This is a genomic window from Bulleidia sp. zg-1013, from assembly GCF_019798045.1.
GTDB lineage: Bacteria > Bacillota_I > Bacilli_A > Erysipelotrichales > Erysipelotrichaceae > Bulleidia.
The window spans coordinates 21,366-42,089 of sequence record NZ_JAGXEX010000007.1 but is presented as its reverse complement, the minus strand read 5'-3'; the positions used below and the strand labels follow the sequence as shown (position 1 = coordinate 42,089).

Here is a 20,724-nt window from a genome sequence, read left to right as displayed (position 1 = left end):
TATGCTTGAAAGAGAAAAAATGCAATCATTAGTTCAACAACTAAATAAAGCCTCCGATGCTTATTACAATGGCAGGCAAGAAATTCTTAGTGATCAAGAATGGGATTGTTTATTTGATGAATTAAAAAAATTGGAAGAAAAGACAGGCATTATTTTAGAAGATTCTCCAACTCAAAAAGTGTCTGCGGATGAAATTGTTGGTCAAAAAGAAGCACATGAATTTCCGGCTTTGTCATTAGCGAAAACGAAAAGTATAGGTGAATTAGTTAAATGGGCGAATCATCTTCCTATTTGGATGTCTTGGAAGTTAGATGGTTTAACTTTAGTGGTGACTTATGAAAAAGGCAAGCTTTTGAAGGTTGTTACGCGTGGAGATGGGCATATTGGAACGAATATCACACATTTAGTGGATGGTTTATACGGCATTGCTAAGGAAATACGTTATAAAGGTCGCTTGATTGTTCGTGGAGAAGCTTTAATCTCTTATGCGGATTTTGAAGAGTATATTAGAGAAACCGGTGAAAATTACGCCAATCCACGAAACTTAGCTTCGGGTTCTTTAAGTTTAAAGAAAGCCTCAGAGGTCTTGGAAAGAAAAATTCATTTCCGCCCCTTCACCTTGGTTTATTGTGAAAAAGAAATGAATTCTTGGGGTGAAAGAATGGCTTTTTTAGAAGCACTTGGCTTTGATGTGGTGGAACATATTTTGATTGAAAAACCAAATGAAGAAAGTGTGCAGATGGTTTTAAATCAGTTTAGTGAAGAGGTTAAAAATCATAAAAATCCTTATCCTGTTGATGGCTTGGTGATTGCTTATGATGATATTGTCTATGCAAGCAACGGCAGTGTGACAGGTCACCATGCGACAAGGGCTGGACTGGCTTTTAAGTGGGCAGACCAATCCAAAATTTCAAAATTAGTTCGCATAGAATGGTCAAACGCAATTTCAACCATTACACCCGTAGCTATCTTTGAACCAGTAGAACTTGAAGGAACAACTGTTCAAAGAGCTTCATTAGTGAATATTTCAGAATGTGAACGATTAGGTGTTGGCTCTAGTGGAACAGAAGTGGAAGTCATCAAAGCCAATATGATTATTCCAAAGGTGATTTCAGTTGTGAAAAAAGTGGGTGAATTTGACATTCCTAAACTTTGCCCGGTTTGTCAACAGGCAACGAAGATTCATATTTCCGAAGTATCTGAAACGAAAAGCCTTAAATGTACCAATTCATCTTGCCCGGCAAAAGCTTTGAAGAAATACGTTCGTTTCGTCTCGAAACAAGGTATGGATATAGATGGAATTTCAGAAGCGACTATATCAACTTTCATTGCCCAAGGCTGGATTAAAAATTATGGAGATATTTATCGCTTAAAAGATAGAAAAGAAGAAATTGCTCAGTTAGAGGGCTTTGGTGAAAAATCAGCCGAGAATATTCTAGCCTCTTTAGAAAAAGCGAAAACCGTTCGTGCGGATAAGTTTTTGTTTGCCTTATCAATTTCTTTGGTAGGAATTGATGTAGCGAGTCGTTTACTACATGTTTATCCATTGAAAGAACTAATTTCTTTAGCTAGAGAAAAAGAAGGGGATTTTTTCTCTCACATTGATGGCATTGGTCCACAAAAATCAGAAGCCTTTGTGCGTTGGATGAAAGAAGAAGATAAGCAAAAGGAATTAGAGGATTTGTTTTCTTTTTTACAAGTGGAAGACTTACCGACTATCCATCATGATAGTGATTTAAATGGGTTAACCTTTGTGGTGACGGGAGATGTGCAACAGTTTAAAAATCGTAATGAATTAAAAGAATGGATTAGTGCAAGAGGCGGAAGGGTAGCTTCAGCCGTCAGCGGTTCAACGGACTTTTTAATTAACAACGATGTTGAGAGTTCTTCTTCTAAGAATATGAAGGCGAAAGCCCTTGGAATTCCAATTTTAAGTGAAATGGACTTTATAACTAGATTCATTGATAAATAGACCTTAAAAGGCTAGAATAATACGGTAGAAAGTAGGTATTTATGAGCGAAAATAGAAATCGTCAATACTTTAAATCTTTAGCAGAACAATTGATGTTTCAATTAAGTGATGAAGAAGCGGACGGTTTATCTGAGGACTTTAAAATCTTAGATAAACAATTAGCTTTATTAGATAAAATTGACACGAGTCATACAGAAGAAATGATTTATCCTTTGGATGTCGAAACAAGCTTCTTAAGAAAAGATGAAGTAACGCATGTGATTAGTCAAGAAGAAGCAGTAGCGAATGTTACCAAGAAGGTGGAAGGGCATTTTGTGCTTCCTAAGGTGGTGAAATAATGGCATATTCAAAAGAACAGGTTTTAGAAGCCTATGAAAAAGCGAAGGCTTCACAAGAAAAATTGAATGCAGTTATTACCTTTGTGAATCCGACTGAACAATTAGGAAATTTGGGGAATGAAGGTAAGCTATTATCAATGCCGATTGCAGTGAAGGATAATGTGAATACAAAAGGAGTTCGTACTACAGCAGGTTCGCGCATTTTAGAAAACTATGTACCAATTTATGATGCGACCATTATGAAAAAGCTAAATCAAGCCGGTGCAATTACGATTGCGAAAACATCCATGGATGAATTAGCAATGGGTGGTACCAACTTAAGTTCTTTTATTGGTCCGGCTCATAATCCTTGGGATGAAAGTCGTATTACAGGTGGTTCATCAGGTGGTTCAGCCGCTTTAGTGGCGGCAGGTGTTGTGCCGATGGCGATTGGTTCTGATACAGGTGATTCGGTTCGCAAACCGGCTTCGTATTGTGGTGTGGTTGGTGTAAAACCAACGTATGGTCGTATTAGCCGTTATGGTGTTATTCCTTACGCATCTTCTTTAGACCATGTTGGTTATTTTACAGGGAATATTGCAGATGCGGCTTTAACCCTTGAAGTATTAAGTGGTCGTGATGAAAAAGATATGACTTCTGGTTTTGAAGCTGTGGAAGAATATTCTTCTTATGTGGGTAAGGATATTCAAGCTAAAAAAATAGGGATTTTAGGCAATGTTTATCATCATATTCAAGATAAACGTATCAATGAATTGTTTGATAAAGTTGTATCCGGTTTAAAGGAAAAAGGTGCGGTTGTTGAAATGATTGAATTGGATGAAAAACTTATGGCGGCGATTTATCCAAGTTATATGATTATTGCAAACTGTGAAGCAACCTCCAATCACTCCAACTTAGATGGTATCCGTTTTGGTAATCGTAAAGAAGGTGAACACATGGAAGAAATCATGGTGAACACAAGAACAGAGGGCTTTGGTGAAAAAATTCGTAAGCGTTTTGTGGTGGGTTCGTATGGGCTTCAGGCGGATAACCAAGAACGTGTTTTCCGTAAGGCACAAAAGGTTCGTCGTCAAATTGTGGATATGTGGCGAAAGGCATTCCAAGAATACGATGCGATTATTGCCCCGGCAGCGGGAACGATTGCTCCTAAGATTGATGAAGTGGATGCGATTGATCCCTTATCCGATACTTACTTAATTTCAGAAAACTACATGGCTATTGCTAATTTTGCAGGTACACCATCCATAACACAACCAATGGGCTTTGTGGATGGAATGCCGGCGGGCATTAACTTAAATACAGATATTTGGCAAGAAGGAACAATGTTCCAGATTGGTGAAGTGATTGAGGAAATCACAGGTCTAAAAGACAATCATGCGGAGGTGAAATAATGGTATACGATGTTACGATCGGTATTGAAATTCACGTCCAATTAAAGACAAACACAAAGATGTTTTCAGGTGCACCGACTTCTTTTGGTCGCAAAGCCAATACTTGTGTTAATGAAATTGATTTAGGGCATCCAGGAACTTTGCCAGAAGTCAATCAAGAAGCGGTTCATAAAGCGATTCAAGCTTGTACGGCCTTTCATTTAACGATTGATCCATTAGTGAAGTTTGATCGTAAGAATTATTATTATTCGGATTTACCAAAGGGGTATCAGATTACCCAACAGTTTCATCCGATTGGTCGAGATGGTTATGTAGAAATTGAAAGTGATGGTCAAACGAAGAAAATCCGTATTGAACGCATTCATATGGAAGAGGATACAGCTAAGCAGTTCCACTTGACGAAGTCCTCTTTAATTGATTTCAACCGTGCGGGGACACCTTTGATTGAAATTGTATCGAGACCAGATATGAAGAATGGTCAAGAAGCTGAAGCTTATGTTGAGGCACTTCGGCAAACGCTTTATTACTTAGGTGTTTCCGATGTGAAGATGGAAGAAGGTTCCATGCGTTGTGATGTGAATATTTCTTTAGCCCCAAAAGGTTCTAAAGCTCTTGGTATGAAGAATGAAATTAAGAATATTAACTCAATTTCACATATTGGCAAGGCAGTGGAATATGAAATTCAAAGACAATCCGCCTTGCTAGATGCCGGTGAAGCGGTTCATCAAGAAACACGTCGCTTTGATGATAAGACCAATACAACCATCTCGATGCGTGTAAAAGAAGGGGTGGTGGATTATAAATATTTCCCTGAACCTAATATTTTCCCAATTCGTTTGGATCCCAAGTGGATTGAAGAAATTCAATCTAACCTACCGGAATTACCGGAAAGTCGTAAGAAACGTTACAAGCATGATTATGATTTAAATGCACATGATATTCATGTGTTGATTGCGAATAAAGAAATGTCGGATTATTTTGAAACAGTCTTGCCATACAGTGATGATCCTAAAGCGGTGTGTAACTGGTTGTTAGGGGAGATTTCAGCTTGGTTGAATAAGCATGAAACGAGCATTCAAGAAGTGCATTTACAACAACAATTATTGGCTAAATTAGTGAAGATGATTGATAAGGGAACCGTATCGAATGCCCAAGCGAAGAAACTAGTGGATGATTTGATGGCTGGTAAAGATCCGGAAGTTGTTGCCAAGGAAAAGGGACTTGTACAGGTATCGGATACAAGTGCTATTCAAGCTATGGTAGATGCGGTTTTAGAAACAAATCCACAAGCAATTGAAGATTTCTGCAATGGAAAAGATAAGGCGGTTGGTTTCTTGGTTGGTCAAGTGATGAAACAATCTCGTGGTCAAGCTAATCCACAAATGGTAAACGGTTTGGTAAAGGAAGCTTTAGAGAAAAAGCGAAACTAGTGAAACTTTTAAAAATAAGTTAAACTAAGAACGGAGAAATATAAGCATATGGCAAATCAAAAAAATAAACAAAAGAATATTCAAAAGAAAAAGGGACACACCACAGGAATTTTATTTGTGGTCTTATTGGTACTGATTCTTCTACCATTTGCGTATTTTGGTTGGACTTTTTTATCGAGTTATATGGAATCAAAATCTCCAGTCTTGGGAAATCGCTTTAAGGGGGATTTAAATCCAGCCATTCAGAAGGAACAATTATCAAAAATCGATGAAACTATTGCTAAAATTGATGGTGTTCAAGGGCGTGAGGTTCATTTAAAAACAGCAACCTTGAGAGTGTATTTGGATATGAAGGATGACACATCTGCCGATACCTTAAAGAAGAAAACAACGGAGGCTTATCAAGCTATTACAAAAGTTTTACCGGTGGAAACGTATTTTACACAAAAAGATGGTAAGAAGATGTATGATGTGGAAATTCATGCTTATAATACGAGCGATAGTACGAAAAAAGGTTTTGCGTATGTTTTAACAACGAAGAATTCTTTGATGAAGGCTCCTTCTCAACAGTTGGTTTCTAAACCAGTCAATGAGGAGGTCGCAAAGTCTTTGCGTGATGCAGTGGAAGCACGTAAAAAAGCGAAAGAGAAGAGAGAGGCTGAAAAGAAAGCAACGAACAATAAAAATGTGACAGCGGATAGTAAAGAAAAGCCTGCTCAATAGAAAAGGAAGGGGAATAATCCCCTTTTATTATCGATATGAAAAAGAATGAAGAGTATGTGGTTGAAATTAGTGGTTATACAACAGAAGGTTTTGCGGTAGCGAAACTGGATTCTTTTGTGTTGTTTATTCCCGGACTTTTAAAGGGTGAAAAGGCTAGAGTGATCTTGACCAAGGTCGAGAAAACTTATGCGTTTGCTCGGATTTCAGAAATCTTGGAAAAATCGAAGGAAAGAGTGGAGCCAAGTTGTTCCATTGCTCGTTTGTGTGGTGGTTGTCAACTGCAATTTATGTCTTATAAGGAACAGCTTTCTTTGAAACAAGAGATGGTACAAAGTCATTTTTTAAAGCACCATTTGGACTTAGGAATTATTCAAGAAATTTTACCCTCACCAAAGCAAGAGAGATACCGCAATAAAGTTCAGGTTCCTATTCAGGAAAAAGATAATCTAGCACAATTTGGTTTTTATCGGAAACATTCACATGACGTGGTTGTGTATGAAGATTGCAAGGTAGAAACAGAAGAGTCAAATCAAATTACATATTTTGTAAGAGATTTTTTAAATCAACATCATTTGGCAGATAATTTTCGGTATTTGTTTATCCGTCATGTGCATCGTAGAGATGAATTGATGGTGATGCCGATTGTACGCAAGTATCCTTTTGTTGAGGCAAGGGAACTAGGTGAAGCGTTGGTGAAAAAATTTTCAAACATTACTTCTTTTTCGTATTTATTAAATCCTAAGGAAACAAATGTCATTTTGGACGGACCTATTTTTGAAGTGATTGGTCCTTTATTCTTACAGGAATCTTTATTGGGAATGGAGTTTCAATTATCAGCTAAGGCTTTCTTTCAGGTAAATCCTTATGCGACGGAAATTTTATATACGAAGGCTTTGGAGTTGGCGGATATTTTAAGTGAAGATACGGTTGTGGATTTGTATTGTGGGACTGGGACGATTGGTATTTTGGCTTCTAGGAAGGCTAAAAAAGTAATTGGAATTGAGATTGTGCCGGAAGCGATTGAGAATGCGAAAGTAAATGCACAATTAAATCAGTGTGATAATTTGGAATTTTGGTGTATGGATGCGCAGAATGGAGCTAAGAAGATTGTTGGGAATAAGGAAAATATTGACATTGTGATTGTGGATCCGCCTCGTAAGGGTTGTTCATTAGAAACATTGAAGTCAATTGAAAAGATGAAACCTGAGAAGATGGTGTATATTTCTTGTGCCCCAAGTACTTTAGCAAGGGATTTAGAGATTTTACAGGGGATGGGATTTAAGATTAAATTAGTTCAGCCAATTGATTTATTCCCGATGACAACACATGTGGAGTGCATAGCGTTGATACAAAGAGTGAAATCGTGAAAATCCTGCATTTTAAGCGGTTTTACAAGCATTATGTCTTTAATGAAGATGGCGATGGAGGACGAAAAAAAGTCCTGAAAAATTATATTGATGTGAATGTTTGCATTGATATGGTGTGTGGAGATACAAGGAATGGATTGGAAAGTGAGGAATAAGAAATGATTAGGTGGATAATAAAAATAATCTTGTTTCCAATCAGCTTGCTGCTTAGTATTCTCACTGCATTTCTAACATTCCTGATCAGCATAGGAACAGCATTGTTATACTTGCTGATGATGTTTTGTATATTTGGAGCAATAGCATCTTTTTTGCAAAAAGAAGTTACCATTGGAATCGAAGCATTGATTATTGGATTTTTAGTTAGTCCATACGGAATACCGATGGTTGGAGCAGCCATATAAACTGCTACGCTAAAAAAGTCTGACTTTTGGGGGTCGGTAAAAAATCTAACCACCTTTTTGTTTGGAAAAAAGAAGGAGGTAAAAATGCGAATAAATGATTTTCATAACATTTTGGAGCTTGTAAAACAAGATGTGCTTCATAGTAAAGCAGAATATCTGAAGCTCTTAAAGGTTGTCGGAAACGATTAAAGATACGACTTTAGAAGTCAGTTAAGTATCTATGATAAAAATCCTGAAGCGACAGCCTGTGCCAAGTTCGACTATTGGAGAGAACGCTTTAACCGTACCATTATGCAAGGTCAAATGAACTGCACCGGCTCTTTTTTATTCATGAAGGAACGCTAATATACCCTTTCATACAGAAATTAAAATTTTAAATATTTGTCCCATAAATATAGAAATTTGTCCCGATTTGTGATATAATAATGAAAAAATAGGAGGTATGGAAATATGAAAAAACAAAATGTTTTGAATTTAATAAAATACCATGTGGAAAGGAATGAAAATTCCTTTAGGAATGAGGCGATAGCAATCGCAAGATATTTTGATAGCATAGGAGATTATCAGTTATCCGAATATATTATGGGGTTAATATCTGAATCAAATTTATATTCACCACAAAGTAGTGATTTTGAAAGTGAGTTTTTAAAACAAGTAGAAATAAGAAATTTAGAGGCTTTAAATTTACCACTTGAAATAACAGAAGATATAAAAGGTATTATTAACGCTGTAAACCATAATGTTGGTATTAATAAATTTTTATTTGAAGGATTACCGGGAAGTGGAAAAACAGAAGCAGCCAAAAATGTTGCAAGATTATTGGATAGATCTCTTTTTAGGGTGGATTTTGAAAACTTGATAGATAGCAAGTTGGGACAGACTAATAAAAACATAATAAAGGTATTTAGAGAAATAAATATGCTTCCAAATGCAAATAAGGTTGTGGTTTTATTTGATGAAATTGATGTTATTGCTTTGGATAGAATTAATTCTAATGATATTAGAGAGATGGGAAGAGTAACATCTACAATTTTAAGAGAATTAGATAGATTGACAGACCTTAATAAAGAGATTGTACTTATTGCAACAACTAATCTATATTCAAATTTTGATAAAGCCTTAATTAGGAGATTTGATGCTGTTATTAATTTCAATAGGTATAGTGATGAGGATTTAATAGAAGTTGCTGAATATTATTTTTCTTCATTTATCAAGAATTTTAAAGGAATATCCAAGGACACAAGATTATTTAAAAAAATATTGAAGATAGCAAAGAAAATACCTTATCCTGGAGAATTAAAAAACATTATAAAAACATCACTTGCATTTAGTGATGTTGGTTCTGAGTATGATTATTTGAAAAGATTGTACAATAGGTTGATAGGAAACTTGGATCAAAAGGACGTAAGCCAACTTCATGAAGAAGGCTTTACTGTAAGAGAAATAGAAAAATTAAAAGGAGAGTCTAAAAGTGCTGTATCAAGAAAGTTAAAGAAGGAGGAAGTAGGCAGTGAATAATGTCTTGGAATTAAGAGGTAAGCGCTTTGTGCAAGCCAGTAAAAATGGTATGCGTGGAGGTATAGCCATGAATGGAAAAAATGATGTTAGCACACAGCATTTGTTAAGGTTAAAATCTCAGTTAAGCCAAATTAAAGAATTTTGGGATAAAGAAACAAAGCCGTTTGAAGGAATTTTAATTAGTGTTTATTATAATAAAATTGTTGCGAAAAGTAATCGAATTGCAGGACTTTTTAAAGGGACGGATTCTAATGAAGCAATTGTTGGAGCAAAATTTAATTTAGATAAGAGTAAGCATATAATAACGTATTTTCTTGATGAGGATGATTTAACTAAAAGCATAGAGTTAATTGTAAATACTTCAAATATATTATCTCAAAAATTTGAAGGAAATATCAGCAAGAGCAAATTTGAAGACAAAAGTATTGTTAATTCAGAAGTTTTTAAAAACCTTTCTGTAAGTATGTCCATATTTAAACAGGTGATTGCAGATGTATCGTATATCGATTCTTTTGAGATAGAGTCACCTACGATAGATGTAAAACAGAGTATTATAACTTTGTATGATGTAAGAAAAGATGCAAAATTATTATTTGAAAGATTAGGGATAGATATTTTAAGTAGCAGAATTTTAGATAATCAAACTGTTTACTTAGATGAAAAGCAGGTAGAACTACTTTTCGAAAAAGCTCCTTATCTTGTTTCAATGGCAACCGTTGATTTGTCAAGTTTATCACCTGATGATTTTATCAATGAGTATCAAACAAAAATGGTAACTATACCATCCCCAACTATTGAACCGACAATTGGGGTGATAGATACCTTATTTGATGAAAGTGTTTATTTTAGTGATTGGGTTGAATATCATGATATGGTCTCAGAAGATATACCAAAAAATCCAAAAGATTATAATCATGGTACAGCAGTATCTTCCATTATTGTTGATGGAGCAAGATTAAATCCTTGGCTGGATGATGGCTGTGGAAGGTTTAAGGTTAGGCATTTTGGAGTAGCGGTAGGTGCTGAATTTTCTTCATTTTCAATAATAAAGAAAATAAAGAGTATTGTAGTAAATAATTCAGATATAAAAGTCTGGAATATTTCACTTGGTAGTAATCAGGAAATTAATGACAACTTTATTTCTGCTGAAGCTGCAACATTAGATAAAATTCAGTTTGAAAACAATGTAATATTTGTTGTGGCAGGAACAAATAAACCAAGTGCAGATATAGTAAAAATAGGATCTCCGGCAGATTCTGTTAATAGTATAGTTGTAAATTCGGTTAGTAAGAATGGTCTGTCTACTAAATATGCTCGTAAAGGATTAGTATTATCTTTCTTTGCAAAGCCTGATGTGAGCTATTATGGTGGCAGTGAAGAAGAGTACATTAGGGTTTGTGAACCTTTAGGGGCTGCAAGTGTTGCTGGTACTTCTTATGCTGCACCTTGGATTGCGAGAAAATTATCTTATTTAATTGATGTGTTAGGACTTAATAGAGAAGTTGCAAAAGCCATGATTATTGACGCTGCAAGAGGTTGGGATGAAAAACCGACTCCTGAGGAAGTTGCTTTATATGGGCATGGAGTTGTACCAATTCATATAAACGATATTATTCAGACAAAAGATGATGAAATAAAATTTGTGGTATCAGATATTAGTGAAAAATGGAATACTTATAACTACGATTTTCCAGTTCCTCTAAAGGATAATAAGTATCCATATATTGCGAAGGCTACGATGTGTTATTTCCCATTGTGTGATAGATTGCAAGGTGTTGACTATACAAATACAGAATTGAATTTGCATTTTGGTCGAATAGGAGATGATAAAAAAATCAAGGATATTAAGGGTGATAAACAGAATACAGAAGACACATTAGATGGAGAAAAAAATTATCTTTTGGAAGTTGAAGCCAGAAAACAGTTTAGAAAATGGGATAACGTAAAGTATATCGCAGAGAGTGCTACAAAAAGAATGATACCAAAAGATTCTTATAGAAATAAGAACTGGGGTATGGAAGTAAAGACAAATAACCGATTAGCTCCCCAAGATGGCGTAGGAGTTAGGTTTGGTGTTGTTGTAACACTCAAAGAAATGAATGGGGTTAATAGAATTGATGAATTTATCAGAAGTTGTACATTAAATGGTTGGTTAGTAAATTTAATTGATGTTGATAATAGAGTAGATATTCATCAAAAAGTGAATGAAGAAATTAAGTGGGAGTAATAATGAAAGTGTAGGGATATAAGTGTTAGAAAATATAGGAATTAATTTGATTAGCAGTGGAATTTGTTTTTTGATTGGTATATTTGCAGCTAATTATAGAAGAATAGGGTTGTTTGTAAAATCGTTGATACATTGGAGCGAAGATATTAGGTTTAGTATTGCGTATTTATATAAAATAAAAATAGATGATAAATATCTTTTAATTAAGGGAAGTAAAATAGAACAACTGCAACCTGTTGGTGGAGTATATAAGGTTTGTAGTTCGTTTAGTACTATTGAAAGGAAATTGAATATTATTTTCGAAAATAAACGAGGTTTTTATGAAAAAGAAGATTTAAGATTTTGTACCAAAGGAAAAAATATTAGCAAAATTCTAAATTGGTTTGATAGTAGAGAAAATAGGGAAGTAGCGGTATATAGAGAGTTTTACGAAGAAATTATAAAAAATAACATATTGCCTATAGAAATTCTAAGTAGCATGAGAATAGAATTTTTAAAGCAAATAAAACCTAAAATGGCTTATTCTAAGCATTTTAAAAAGAATGAAATATTATTGTTTGATATTTATGAGATTCATTTAACAAATGAATACATTGATATGATATATAAATATGTAAAAGAAGAGAATGATTTAATTAAGCTTGTAGATAGAGAAGACGTTGAAAAGGAATGTGTTGATATAAGAGGAAAATCATTTAAAATAGGAGCCCATTTGCAATATATTATTTAAGAAGAGAGGGGGAATAAAATGAAAAAATTTGAAATGTCGAAGGAGATAAAAGAGCTTATTAATGAAATTGATGTTTCTGAATCAAATTACTAAAAAGCATCAAACAGGTATAAGGCAATTGCAAACTATATAAAAGAATCTGACCTAGCAGAATATAATCCGAATATTTACCTACAAGGTTCTATTAAATTAGGAACAGCAATTAAACCTCTTACTGAAGAAGGGGCTTATGATATAGATATCCAAAAGAGTGTTTTGGAAAAAAGATAATTGAAGCGACTGTAGACGGAAAATTATATGATAATGATAAGAAAGAAGTTTATTTAGTCTCTCCTATAAAAAGTAAAAAATATGTGTTTATATTATCGTTTTCAGATGAAGATAATTATAAAAAGATTCGCTCTGAAATATATAATAATAGAGATAAGATTATAGTTATTGCTGGAAAATGGGAATGCAGGCAATTACCAAATGGGAAGTGGGCAAAGGGATTCCCGATATTGCTAATCTTATTGCAATCAGTGAAGAATTTGGAATGAGTTTGGACGAGTTGATAAAGGGAAATGTTGGTATAAAAAATAAAATAATAGATGATAGCTCGGCAAAGAAATGGCATATATTAGTCATTGTGTATTTATTGACAATAATAGCATATATTGGCTATTTCGTTATCTATCATAAAATTTTCATGATGGGTTTTTGATTGCAACATTATTTATGCTTGCATTTGAATTGAGAATTTTCATATCAAAAGGGAAAAAACAACAAGGAATAAAAATAACTCAACAAGTAGAAGAACAGTAAGATAAAATCCTGATTTTATGGCAAAACATAGTTTTGAATTCAAGAAGAAAGTTTTAACTCTTCCATCGTAAAATTAAAAAGTGATTTTTCAATCACTTAATCGGTTTCTTTCCAAAGAACATCTGGATAGGAACCATTTTTCTTTAATTCAGCAATATTTCTGACAACCGTTGGCTTATCTTCTTGATAAGTTACACCAAACCATTTGTCGCTTGTATCTAAGATTTCTACTTGAATTTGCTTATCTTGAACCAATTGACCAATCGCTGTTGGAATAACATACTCAGCTTTTTCAGGATTTTCAATGCGTGCTTTGGCAACGAACTCTGTCCATAATGGCATGAGTTTTGCGTAAATGGAAGGATGAAAAGCCCAGAAATTCATTGATACCAAACAGTTATTATCTAGTGGAATATCTTGACCATCTTTCTTAGCGTGAATTTGCTTATCCTTTAAATAGATTTCTTTGATTTCTATGATTTGTTTTAAATAACCTTGTTCATTGACATCACAAACACCTCTTGTGACAGAACCATTTTCGGTGACAGTTTCTTTGATGTGATAGCCTACCATAGCGTAGTGATTTTCGCTTACTTTTGTACTTAAGAATTGATAAATGCTTCGATAAGCATCTTTGCCATAATAATCATCCGCATTGATGATAGCGAAAGGACCTTTGACAATATCTTGACAAGAGAGTAAAGCTTGTACTGTTCCCCACGGTTTACTACGTTCAATCGCTTCCCCTGGTATATCATTAACGTCTTGGAATGCGAATTGGACATCCATTTTTTGCGCCACGCGGTCAGTTAAAGCTTTTTTGAAAAGAGCTTCGTGTTGGTGTTGAATAATCAAGACGACTTGTTCAAAGCCAGCTTCTTTTGCGTCGTAAATAGAAAATTCAATGATTGGTTCACCATGAGATCCAACGCCATCGATTTGTTTCATACCGCCATAGCGACTACCCAATCCTGCAGCTAGTATCACGAGTGTTGGTTTTTGATGATTCATAGTTACCTCCTGTTGTATACTTACATTATCCTTATTATAGCATTTACATGGATAGAAAGAGGAACACTTGTCTATGAAAGAGATTATATTGGCTTCTAAAAGCCCACGCCGAAAAGAATTAATGGAAACTTTAGGCTTACCATTCTCAATTATGGTTTCAAACACAAAAGAGGAGTGGTATTCAAATTTAAAACCAAATGAAAATAGTTTGAATATTGCTAAAGAAAAAGCGGAGGCTATCTTTTTGCAAAAACCAGAAGCGATTATCATTGCGAGCGACACAATTGTGCTTAAAGATAATCTTGTTTTTGGTAAGCCAAAAGATGTAAAGGATGCGAGAAGGATGTTACAAGAATTAAGCAATTCGGTTCATCAAGTGTATACATCCGTTGTTGTTCGTAAAGGGAATCAAGTGCTTAGTGCCATTTCAGTTAGTGATGTCTATTTCTTAGAAATACCAGATGATGAATTGGAGTTATATCTAAAAGGTAGTGAATGGAAAGATAAGGCAGGTGCCTATGCTATTCAAGCTTGGGCTGCTCGTTATATTGATAAGATTGATGGTGATTATTATGCGATTATGGGTTTTCCAGTTTCTAAGGTAAATTCTTTATTGAAACAGATACTCTAGCCTTTACATTTATGTTGTCTTTGTTTAAGATATAAAGGCACGCCGCTTTAGTATAGTGGTAATACGCATCCATGGTAAGGATGAACGGGCAGTTCAATTCTGCTAAGCGGCATAAACACATAAAGACCCCGGTAAAATGGGGTTTTATAGTTCTATGGCATTATTTTATTTATTTTTGCCATAAAATGAAAGCATGAGAATGTCGCAGATTGTGAATTCTTATCCTTTGTAGACTCTATACCGTCAACTCTACGTCGGAATGATTTACTGATATAGAATTTGATGATTAGGCAGTTTTAAGCAAAGCTATATTAGTAAAATAAGTATATGAAAAGGCAACCCAGCTATTTTTTTAGATAATTCAGGGAAAGCATACATATTTAAAAAAAGTGCTCTTTCCGTTTTTTTAATTTTTATAGCTATCTGGAAGATAATCAAGTCCGTATACAAAAGGATAAAATATCAAACGATATGGGTTAGGTTTTTTTGCTTACTCAAGATATATCATTCCTATTTACTAAAGGTATCCATATAACATCTAAATTATAGATAAAAGAAATGGAGGGATATAGAGATGAAATATGGATATATCAGAGTATCAACCAGGGAACAAAATATAGATAGACAATTGACTGCTATTTTGAAAGAGGGGATAGAGGTGAAACAAATCTATGTAGACAAGGCAAGCGGAAAGGACTTTAATCGCAGAAAATATAAAAAGCTCATCAGAAAATTGAAAGAGGGAGATGAATTGTATATCAAGTCCATAGACAGACTGGGTAGAAATTATGATGAAATCATCAAAGAATGGAATGATATTACCAAAGAGAAAAATGCTGAGATTATTGTCTTAGATTTTCCTTTACTTGATACAAGAAATCAAATTAACAATCTGACCGGGAAATTCCTATCGGATATAGTCTTGCAGATATTGTCTTATGTTGCTCAGATAGAAAGAGAAAATACACACCAAAGACAGATGGAGGGTATATGGGAAGCTAAGAAAAGAGGAGTAAAATTTGGAAGAACTAAAAAAGAAATTCCAAAGGAATTTCACGAAGTAGCATATAGATGGAAAAAGAAAGAAATCAGTATAAGGCAAGGAGCAAAAATTTTGGGAATTAGTCATACCTTGCTGGCAAAATGGCTAAAGGAAGAAAAGCATATATCAACAATAAAAGGATAAATATAACATCTTTGTCAAATAAATTTCACCATAAAGTGGCAATAAAGGTAGACTTTTAAATCCACCTAAATTTAATAAATTCCCATTTATAAAAATCCTGTATTAGAGCCTATATATACTTCTATACACTAGATATAGCATAAACGGATTTAAAAGTCTGAATTACGTGCCAACTTCTATTTTTAAACTTAATGCTCTATAACATTTGAATGTACTAAGCGTACATATTTATGATGATACAGCATTAAGGGGAAGGATGATTTTTGGGAGACTGTTTACTACTTTAGTTAGTATTTACAACTGACTCTGAGGAAGAGATAGTGATGTAATGCTTAAAAATGGTGGTAAAGAAGATTCTAAATATCATCGCAACACAAATTGAGAATTTTGCATTTTGTTCTTTACAAGGGAGGGAGGGTTATTATGCAAAACAACAACAAATCTCGAAAAAAAAGGAAAGGAGAAAAGAAGCGTGCACACAGTCTCGTAAATAAGATTACGAAAGTATTGATTGGCGTATTTATGATGATTTCTACTTTTCTGCATACCAATTATGCTAAGGTAAATGCGGAAACAGTTACCACGACGGCGCCACCAAAAACTTTGGTTGTAAAATATTTTTATAGTGCTTTGGGTAGTTTGGAAGTAAGGGCTGATTGTACATCGCATAGTATATTCCATTTTGCGCCACCTTATCCAAGTGACACAATAACCGATCGGGAATACAACATGGATATGAATATCACATCGGTCGATGCAACCGGTAATGTTTCTGCTGTTAGTGCGACACTGGATGGTGCTCCGATTTCTATTTCACAGGCTAATGCATTGATTGCCGCAAATGGATTTATGCAGCCATCATCTTTAGCCAATATTACGCTTACATCGACGAATTCCTATACAGCGTACCCAAGTTCGGGTGATGGATCGAGAGTCATAGCAAATGTACCTTTGGATTTTGATCTTCAACTTAATGATGGAACAACGGTATCAGCCACTCGCACGGTGGGCTTTAATGTGAGCCATTCACACTACCCTGTATCTTCTTTTCAACCAACAGTGGAGAAGACTATTTCTCATTCGGATGTAGAAGCTCATCCCTTGCATAATCTTGCAAAAGAATTCACCAAAACTTTTACAATTCCTGCAAGTACAGTGGCAACACCATATCCCCCAATTGTCACAGCGCATCCGGATATTGAAAAGACAATGGAAGATAACAGCGCCGTTGATTGGAACGAAGGAATTACTGCGACTTGGGGTAAGACCACTTCCAAGACAATCCCAAGTGATGGAACCATCACAGACGATAGTTTAGTTAGTGGAAATGATACGAAGCTGTCTAGCACAGGTGCCAATTTTGATGTTGTCGGTTATGCTGATCATAACTATACAATCAAAGATAGTACTGGTGATAATACGCAAACAGGGACAAGCCGTCGTATTACAGTTAAAACTTCAACAGCCCCAAACATTGAAGCCTATTATGCCGGAACAAATGATGTTTATGGTGGTGAATGGCTTTCTCAACATGCCGATGCTGATGCTGATAGACGTAAGGGAGTAGACATTAAAGGGACTACAACTGCTCCTGGTACAACGTATGATACAACGATTTTCAAGAATGGTACAGAAGTAGGCGGTTCTTCCGGTAATGCGCATACGGTTGCTAACTATACAGCTGATTCTACTACTAATACTGGTGATGAATTTGAAGCACAGTTATTAGGTACGGGTGACCATACAGTGAGATTGTCACCAAAATCGGCAAAGAAGGTGGTGAAGATTGACAGTGTGATTCCGACTGCGAACGCTACAACATCAAATAACTGGGCGACGGTTGAGGATGCAAGTACAGATGCTTTATCGGGTGTTAAAACGACTTATGTTCGTTTTGTGAATGCCGGTTTCCCAGCCCCTACATTTGATGCCTCTGATTCGAATTGGCTTGCCATTCCGGCGGGTGGTACGGTAGATACCGGGGTTAATCCCGGAATCTATGATGTGTATTTCTATGCGATTGATCATGCAACAAATAAATCCGGTGTAACGGCAGGTCCTACGCACCAAGTCGTAACCAGTAGTGCAAGTGCATTAATCAGTGCAAAAACTAATGATGGTGAAGCCTATGTAAGCGGAACATGGACAAATAAAGATGTAACCGTAACGGTTAAAGAGCCAACCGGATGGACAACTTCAATTCCATGGTTTGGTGCAGCCTATGAAGGTTCAACACAAGTTGCCAAGGCAACAACACCAGACTCGTCTGTTGACCATACTTATACATCAGAAACAGCCGGTACAACTGTAAATGGTTATATCGTAGATGGAACAGATACGAAGTTGTCAGCCGCTTCTGATGATATGAATGTTCGTATTGATAAGACAAAACCAAATGCGAATGTTACATACAATAAAGGAGCACCTAATCATGGTTTTACAGACACTTCAACGGATGGTGCTTCTGGAATCAAGCCAAATACAACAAAAGTAGCAATTGTTAAGAGCGGAGATCCGGCACCATCAGAAAGCGAATACAAGCCGGTTGACACGACTGAGCTGCCAAATGAGGGTCATTATGATGTATATGTCATTACAGAAGATAATGCCGGCAACAAGTCCGTTCCAAATAAAGCATTAGAAAATATTTCCAGAAGTGGTAAAGACCAGATTATAGCAAATGATTTCTCACGTGGCTTAAATGAAGGCGCATTGACAGCTGAGGATGCAAAAGCATTGGCTGTAGCTTCCGGTAAATACTATGGGGCAGGAAATATTCCATTCGCTGATCTTATTGTTGATCCGGCTGACTTAGCCAATATCAACGCCAAGATTACGGCAGGAGAAAAGGGAACTTATGAGCTTAAGATTTCTACTCCAGCAGTAAACCCACATGCATCATTTGTAACAACTGCTGAAAAGACTATTAAGGTAACATTAATGGATCAAGGTCATGGCAATAGTAATGATCCATCTGATCCGACAGACAACACGGATCGTATATATGGAAATGACTTCCTATATGGTATGAATAATGGTCATATTACCGATGATGCAGCAAAGATTTTAGCTTCTGTAAATGGTTATCGTGCCAATAATGTTGTGCTGAATGCAGGTGATATTACTGTTGATGCTGCACAGCTTGTCGCCATCAATACAGCAATTGACAATAAAGATAAATCAACTAGCCCAATGCCACTCACATTTGTTTCACCTGATGGCACTAGTGTTACGGTAAATGTAACCTTATTTGATAATGGTTCCGAAACACCAACAGCACCAAATACACCATCCATTGGGGCAAACAACTTTAACTATGGTATTGATGAACCGGATTTAACGGAAGCAATCGCTAAACAACTATCTAAAGTTACAGCAAAAGACGGTAGTGGTAACCATGTATCCTCATCTACCGTTACCGTAAATCCTACAGAACTTGCGGCTATTGTTGATGGACAACACAACAAGAAGAATGGTGAATATCCATTAACTTTTGAATATGGTGGTGTGAAAGCAAAAGTTACAGTGAAACTTGTGGATCATGGTAATTTGAGTCCAACATCGACACATATCACAGCCAATGATTTCAGCTATGGTTTCAATGAAACTCCAATTACAGACGTCATTGCTAAGGTACGTTCGACCGTCAGTGCAATGGATGGTAATAACCAACCAATTCCAGCAAGTAGTATTACTGTAGATCCTACTGAATTAAACGTAATTCAGAAAGCACAGACCGACAAACAAAAGGGTACATACCCATTAACATTTACAACTCCTGATGGCACAAGCCTGAAGGTGAAAGTAACAATGTATGACAACGCTGAATCCGGAACGGGTGGACCAACTGTTAGTGCGGCATATATCGGTGCAAATGACTTCGCATATGGTGCAGATGAGCCTGACTTAACAGATAAAATTGCACGTATTTTGAGTAAGGTTAATGCCCATGATGCAAATGGTATACCAATTCCAACAGCAAATATTGATGTGAATGCTAAACAACTTGCAACGATTGTTGATAAACAGCATAGCAATACGCCGGGAGTATATCCATTAACATTTACAGCTAATGGTATGACGACAACAGTAAAAGTACAAATTAAGAGTCATGGTGCCGGTGATTCAGCAACACAACAGCGTATTACAGGAAATGATTTCATTTATGGAATTAATGAAGGATCACTAACTGATACTGAAAGTAAGATACGTAGTATGATTAGTGCAACTGATGTTGATGGAACACCAATTGATTCTTCACTCATTAAAGTTAATCCAAAACAGTTAGCAGATATCAATGATAAGATTACAAATAAGAAACCGGGGGATTATCCATTAACATTTACAACTCCTTCCGGAACTAAGGTGACAGTTACAGTCAATCTACGTGATATGGGGGTACAGCCAAATGTTCCGAATGGTATTGGAAATATTGGAGGTAATAGTTTCACACATGATAACGGTAATGGAGAATTAACAGCAGACAAAGCTAAAGAATTGGCTAAGATTATTGGTAAAGATGTCAATGGAAATCCGATTCCGTTAGATTCAATTAAAGTGAATTCATCTGAATTAACAGCCATCAACGATAAGATTAAACAAAATGAAGGTGGTACATATCCATTAACATTTACAACTCCTGATGGTGCAACAATTACTGTAGTTGTTCAACTAAAACAAAAGCCAATATCTGCTGCAGCTCCTAAACAGAAACAAAAGCCAATATCTGCTACTGGAGTTCCTAGGACGAGTGATGATAATGCACTGATGTTATATGGTGTAATGGGATTGGCTTCTGTTGTGCTACTGTTCTTCTTACGCAGAAAAGAAGTTTGTAGTAAATAAGTCTTATGAATTTATATAGCGAAAAGCAAGCTATATACCAATTATGAACGTCATAGTAGTCTATTAGGCATGACGTTTACAGAATGGCTTTTTAAATAAAGAGCCTTCATAAAAGCGATAAGCGAATAGCAGCTTGATAACTGTTATTCG

15 protein-coding genes, 1 tRNA gene and 1 pseudogene are annotated in these 20,724 nt (G+C 35.6%); 16 read left to right on the top strand and 1 reads right to left on the bottom strand.

The features are described from left to right. The first annotated feature begins 1 nt into the window (after position 1). The 12 genes and pseudogenes from ligA to K7I92_RS05490 all read left to right on the top strand — a co-directional run bounded on the left by ligA (position 2) and on the right by K7I92_RS05490 (position 12,800). Positions 2–1,972 carry an NAD-dependent DNA ligase LigA gene (gene ligA / locus K7I92_RS05540; protein ID WP_220282363.1) on the top strand — a complete coding sequence of 657 codons (1,971 nt, stop codon included), beginning with the start codon at positions 2–4 and terminating at the stop codon, positions 1,970–1,972. A 41-nt stretch (positions 1,973–2,013) separates the two neighbouring features. Then, positions 2,014–2,310 (top strand): aspartyl/glutamyl-tRNA amidotransferase subunit C, encoded by a 297-nt coding sequence (locus K7I92_RS05535; RefSeq protein ID WP_203244752.1) that lies wholly within the window; start codon positions 2,014–2,016, stop codon positions 2,308–2,310. Further along, entirely contained in the window at positions 2,310–3,701 is a 1,392-nt protein-coding gene (locus tag K7I92_RS05530) for an amidase family protein (protein WP_220282362.1), read from the top strand. Before K7I92_RS05535 ends, K7I92_RS05530 begins: the two co-directional genes overlap by 1 nt. After that, entirely contained in the window at positions 3,701–5,131 is a 1,431-nt protein-coding gene (gene gatB, locus K7I92_RS05525; RefSeq protein WP_220282361.1) for an Asp-tRNA(Asn)/Glu-tRNA(Gln) amidotransferase subunit GatB, read from the top strand. The genes K7I92_RS05530 and gatB overlap by 1 nt, the downstream gene beginning before the upstream one ends. Before the next feature lie 48 nt (positions 5,132–5,179). Then, on the top strand, positions 5,180–5,854 hold the full coding sequence (locus K7I92_RS05520) for a hypothetical protein (RefSeq protein ID WP_203244749.1): 675 nt from the start codon (positions 5,180–5,182) through the stop codon (positions 5,852–5,854). A gap of 35 nt (positions 5,855–5,889) precedes the next feature. Then, a complete protein-coding gene (rlmD, locus tag K7I92_RS05515; protein WP_220282360.1) occupies positions 5,890–7,221 on the top strand; it encodes a 23S rRNA (uracil(1939)-C(5))-methyltransferase RlmD in 1,332 nt (443 codons plus the stop codon). Between the two features lie 161 nt (positions 7,222–7,382). Beyond that, positions 7,383–7,622, top strand: coding sequence for a CD1845 family protein (locus K7I92_RS05510; protein WP_203245793.1), 240 nt, complete (start codon positions 7,383–7,385; stop codon positions 7,620–7,622). 84 nt (positions 7,623–7,706) lie between these two features. Beyond that, positions 7,707–7,925, top strand: a pseudogene (locus tag K7I92_RS07675) (hypothetical protein); the annotation flags it as partial. A gap of 147 nt (positions 7,926–8,072) precedes the next feature. Continuing rightward, positions 8,073–9,140, top strand: a complete 1,068-nt coding sequence (locus K7I92_RS05505; RefSeq protein ID WP_220282359.1) for an ATP-binding protein — start codon at positions 8,073–8,075, stop codon at positions 9,138–9,140. After that, positions 9,133–11,367 carry a S8 family peptidase gene (locus tag K7I92_RS05500; protein WP_220282358.1) on the top strand — a complete coding sequence of 745 codons (2,235 nt, stop codon included), beginning with the start codon at positions 9,133–9,135 and terminating at the stop codon, positions 11,365–11,367. The genes K7I92_RS05505 and K7I92_RS05500 overlap by 8 nt, the downstream gene beginning before the upstream one ends. A 22-nt stretch (positions 11,368–11,389) precedes the next feature. Continuing rightward, on the top strand, positions 11,390–12,097 hold the full coding sequence (locus tag K7I92_RS05495) for a hypothetical protein (protein ID WP_220282357.1): 708 nt from the start codon (positions 11,390–11,392) through the stop codon (positions 12,095–12,097). A gap of 454 nt (positions 12,098–12,551) precedes the next feature. After that, a complete protein-coding gene (locus K7I92_RS05490) occupies positions 12,552–12,800 on the top strand; it encodes a helix-turn-helix domain-containing protein (protein ID WP_222150671.1) in 249 nt (82 codons plus the stop codon). A 197-nt stretch (positions 12,801–12,997) separates the two neighbouring features. Here the strand turns inward: K7I92_RS05490 and K7I92_RS05485 are convergent, their stop codons facing one another. Next, the gene (locus tag K7I92_RS05485; RefSeq protein WP_220282355.1) at positions 12,998–13,912 is read right to left on the bottom strand and encodes a sugar phosphate nucleotidyltransferase; all 915 of its coding nucleotides are present in this window, start codon (positions 13,910–13,912) and stop codon (positions 12,998–13,000) included. A 73-nt stretch (positions 13,913–13,985) separates the two neighbouring features. On the opposite strand from K7I92_RS05485, the gene K7I92_RS05480 reads away from it, so the two are divergent. The 4 genes from K7I92_RS05480 to K7I92_RS05465 all read left to right on the top strand — a co-directional run bounded on the left by K7I92_RS05480 (position 13,986) and on the right by K7I92_RS05465 (position 20,574). Then, positions 13,986–14,543, top strand: a complete 558-nt coding sequence (locus tag K7I92_RS05480; RefSeq protein WP_203244709.1) for a nucleoside triphosphate pyrophosphatase — start codon at positions 13,986–13,988, stop codon at positions 14,541–14,543. Positions 14,544–14,584: 41 nt separating this feature from the next. Beyond that, a tRNA-Thr gene (locus tag K7I92_RS05475) sits at positions 14,585–14,655 on the top strand. 462 nt (positions 14,656–15,117) lie between these two features. Next, the gene (locus K7I92_RS05470; protein WP_220282354.1) at positions 15,118–15,729 is read left to right on the top strand and encodes a recombinase family protein; all 612 of its coding nucleotides are present in this window, start codon (positions 15,118–15,120) and stop codon (positions 15,727–15,729) included. A gap of 423 nt (positions 15,730–16,152) precedes the next feature. Then, entirely contained in the window at positions 16,153–20,574 is a 4,422-nt protein-coding gene (locus K7I92_RS05465) for a hypothetical protein (protein ID WP_220282353.1), read from the top strand. Positions 20,575–20,724: the final 150 nt, after the last annotated feature.